Source organism: Pelosinus baikalensis (assembly GCF_020819555.1).
GTDB lineage: Bacteria > Bacillota > Negativicutes > DSM-13327 > DSM-13327 > Pelosinus > Pelosinus baikalensis.
Map to the genome: position 1 here is coordinate 1 of NZ_JAJHJB010000094.1, position 3472 is coordinate 3472.

General features: G+C 39.3%; 4 protein-coding genes. 2 read left to right on the plus strand and 2 right to left on the minus strand.

Annotation, left to right across the window (positions count from 1 at the left end; all coding sequences use genetic code 11):
* Positions 1-36: 36 nt before the first annotated feature.
* Positions 37-567 carry a 3D domain-containing protein gene (locus tag LMF89_RS25050; RefSeq protein WP_229537532.1) on the plus strand — a complete coding sequence of 177 codons (531 nt, stop codon included), beginning with the start codon at positions 37-39 and terminating at the stop codon, positions 565-567.
* Between the two features lie 349 nt (positions 568-916).
* On the opposite strand, the gene LMF89_RS25055 is transcribed toward LMF89_RS25050, so the two are convergent.
* Together LMF89_RS25055 and LMF89_RS25060 are read right to left on the minus strand one after the other, a co-directional pair.
* The gene (locus LMF89_RS25055) at positions 917-1246 is read right to left on the minus strand and encodes an Ada metal-binding domain-containing protein (protein ID WP_229537533.1); all 330 of its coding nucleotides are present in this window, start codon (positions 1244-1246) and stop codon (positions 917-919) included.
* A 117-nt stretch (positions 1247-1363) separates the two neighbouring features.
* Positions 1364-2311 (minus strand): SHOCT domain-containing protein, encoded by a 948-nt coding sequence (locus LMF89_RS25060; protein ID WP_229537534.1) that lies wholly within the window; start codon positions 2309-2311, stop codon positions 1364-1366.
* Between the two features lie 249 nt (positions 2312-2560).
* Here LMF89_RS25060 and LMF89_RS25065 point away from each other — a divergent pair.
* On the plus strand, positions 2561-3472 hold a 912-nt coding region (locus tag LMF89_RS25065), incomplete at its 3' end, for a M48 family metalloprotease (protein ID WP_229537535.1).

Sequence of the window (3472 nt, forward strand, 5' to 3'; positions counted from 1 at the left end):
GCTAAGCCTTAATATATCATTTGAAGGAGTGATAGGATGAGACTAAAATTGATTAGCGGCACGATTATAATAGCCTTAATATTTGGCTTTGGCATCAACTACAAAACAATCATTGATCAAAAGCAAGCAGACGAGGCGCGAATAGCACAAATAACGTCTGAGGCCCAAGTGAACCAGCAAAAGGTTGAGGACATGCAAAAAGACATAGCAATTCTAAGGCGTGAGCTGGCGATCCAGCGTGATGTCTACCCAACTAGCCGTGGTGGGAATCGAGTGGCTCGCTACATAGATGGCGCACAGGTGACTTGGTACAACGATATAGGTAAAACAGCCTCAGGCACAATAGCTACCTCGGGCAGGACTGTGGCCGTTGACCCGAATGTAGTTCCACTAGGTTCAGAGGTTGAGATTGTTATGCCTGACGGCAGAGTGTTTCGGCGTATCGCAGAAGATACCGGTGGAGCGGTTAAAGGTAAAGTGTTTGACGTTCATATAGACGCTTCAGACGAAGAACTATATGAGCTAGGGCGTACCCATGGGGTGAGAGTATTTGTTCTTGATAGGTAGAGGTAGACAATGGATTTCTGCGAATACCAAAAGTCGTAGAAGCAAGTCCCATAAAAAAATGAACTTAGCGTTCACGAAGATTATGATTTGGAGCTTTTTAAAAAACATACAAGATATCTTGTACCAGGATACCAGATGCTAGCAGAAGTCAGTAAATACAAGGATTGCCACTTTGGAGATGACAGTGGTGCCATGTAATAGAACAAGTCTTAATATGAATTTAACATATGAATGAGTCAGTTGACGGTTATCCGGCTCGTTCACGTACAAGCAATCATTGCTTAAAAGAAAGACACAGCCTATCCATTGGAGCAGAGCTGTGTCTTTCCTATTAAAGCAACTATCAACCTTACGGCCTACAAACCTTACAAGCCACATACCCCGCATCAACAGCCTCATCCCGACTATCATAAAACACCTTATGACCTGGTGACATCATCTTAACATACCTACAGCCAGCATAATGAAACTTACCAGTACTAGAGTTAGCAACATATGCACCCTCAGATTGTGGAATAGCCGGTGCAATACCATCAGCAGTACACTCATCTAAATGAGCAATCTGAACAGGGATTGCTGCCTGATGAGAGAGGGCAGGAGTAGGAAATACAGACGTAAGACTGACCGCAACACATAACACTAGGAATAACTGCAGATAAACCTTTTGTAAACGCTTCATGACAATTCCTCCTTTTTTATACATAAAGACACAGCCTGTCCATTTAAAGAGTGGATAGTGCTGTGTCTAATGCTACAAATGCTTTATATAATATGCCTTAGAGTTGCTCTAAGGTTTTTAAGCTAAAATCTTTTTCTTCTGCTCTAGAAATTCTTCTTCAGTAAGAATACCTTGTTCGCGTAGCTTGCCGAGACGTTCAAGCTGAGCAAGTAAGTCATTGTTAGAGCTTGCAGATTGACGAGTAGCTGCAATTTCTTCAATCGGCTCTTGCTCCATCTCATTCAAAACAAACGAGATAATAGAGCAGGGGACCTCATAATCATCCATTCCAATAATATATGGTGCTTCTCTACCTTCTTTTCTCAAGAAAAGACCATTAGAGTTCACATCAAATGAAAGAATTTTACCATACGCCAAGGTAAAGTTCTTTTTACGTCCAATAAATCCGATACGCTGATTCGTCATCCAAAGAACACCCGTGTCTTCTACATCAACTACTTCTTTAGTAGAACGTCCAAGGTCTAGCGAACCAACACGATACCGAACTCCCTTAGCGATTTTAACTGAAGCAGTCAATCCCTTGTAAGACACACCAGTTGTAACTTTCTTAAACTTCTTTAATGAAGATGGTGTTGACCAAGCCAGAGTTTCACCTTTCTTAAATACGATCGGTATGCCATCACTATTAAATAAAGGTAAGCGTTTTAAGTCTTCCATTTGCCAAATAGCTTGATATTTCCGTAATTTATCCATATCTATACCTAATTCTTTAAAGGTAAGTCCTGCATAATCTGCAAAAGAATTCAGCGTGCTTATTTCTTGATCAGTAATCTTAAAATCAGTTGCTGCCTTTTGAAATAAAAGATCACATGCATCTCTATGTACAAAAAATAAGTCCTTTGAGCCGAGCTTATTCTTCTCAGCCAGTGATTTTAAATATGTTTTATTCTCTTGCGAGAAGTTACCGTTTTGTAAAGCTGTTTGAATTGCATCGCGATATTCCTTTTTTCCTTCTGTAGCAAAATCGAATAGTTTATCAGCTTTGTTGAATAGTTTTCCGAACATTGAAAGACCTCCCTAGGATACTTGTTGTTTATACTTTAGATAGAGAAATAGGAAAATCCTTCTAAATTATGTTAAGTCACTCATATTTTTACATACCTTCAGCATCCATGCAACTTTAACTCGACTATGTAAATCTCTTCGTCGAAATCGATAGTATAATGTAAATATTTAGCAGGAAAACGTGATCTCGAAAGAGAATAATAGGGCGTAACTTACTTTGAAATTTATGAAAAATAGGAGGGGAACCTTATGTATGTCGCATATGTTTACTTTATAACAGCCATAGTTAACCTAACCGCCATTATTATTAATGGACTTATCTTATCGGCCGCAATTTCCTTTTTTGTAGGATTTATCCCTAAAGAAACCGTTGTTTCACTGACAAATAAAGTACTTGTTTATATGAATATCAACTATAAATTCATACAAAACTTTAAAACCGAAAATGAACTAACATTATACTGGTCCGGCATCATAATCTTTGCATTTATCGCATTATCACTCACCCCAGTATATGATGTTATTCTTCGTAAATTCTATGGTTTTGGTAAACCCCTCAAAGATGAAAGGGAAAGATTAAACCATCTCTTTTCAGAAGTTTGTGAAAGAGCAGGGAAAAAAACGGCTGCCTTCCGTCTCTATGTTACTGACGATCAATATTTGAATGCCTGTTCTTTAGGCGTTAATAGTATAGCCATCACCAGAGAATTACTGATGAGTGGAAGCGATAAGACTATCAAGGCTGTATTGGCTCATGAAATAGGGCACATACACTATAGTGACTCAGCTCATTTGAAAGTGTTCGTAACAGTCAATGTTATAGGCCAGTTTGCTTTATGGTCGATGAAAATTTTTGCTACCATTGCTGGCTTTTTGGGGCGCCTTCCCATACCCTTCCTTAATCTCTTTGTGCTTATTCTATCCGGGATTAGTTGGGTTACCGTATTCGTCTTAGATTTGCTCTTGGTGCTGCCTCTTTCATTTGCCGCGCTCTTTGGTAGCCGACGCCAAGAGTACAGAGCAGACCAATATGCTTGTTCCATAGGATACGGTGAAGATCTATACAATTTTATTCATAAGCTTTTAACCTCCGACTATACGCCGCCAAAAGGACTATCTATACTTTGGAGAACACACCCCAACCACCGGTCAAGATTGAAT

Excerpts from the sequence above, each read along its gene's own strand:
- LMF89_RS25050 (WP_229537532.1), top strand. The coding sequence starts at position 37 with ATGAGACTAAAATTGATTAGCGGCACGATTATAATAGCCTTAATATTT.
- LMF89_RS25055 (WP_229537533.1), bottom strand. The coding sequence starts at position 1,246 with ATGAAGCGTTTACAAAAGGTTTATCTGCAGTTATTCCTAGTGTTATGT.
- LMF89_RS25060 (WP_229537534.1), bottom strand. The coding sequence starts at position 2,311 with ATGTTCGGAAAACTATTCAACAAAGCTGATAAACTATTCGATTTTGCT.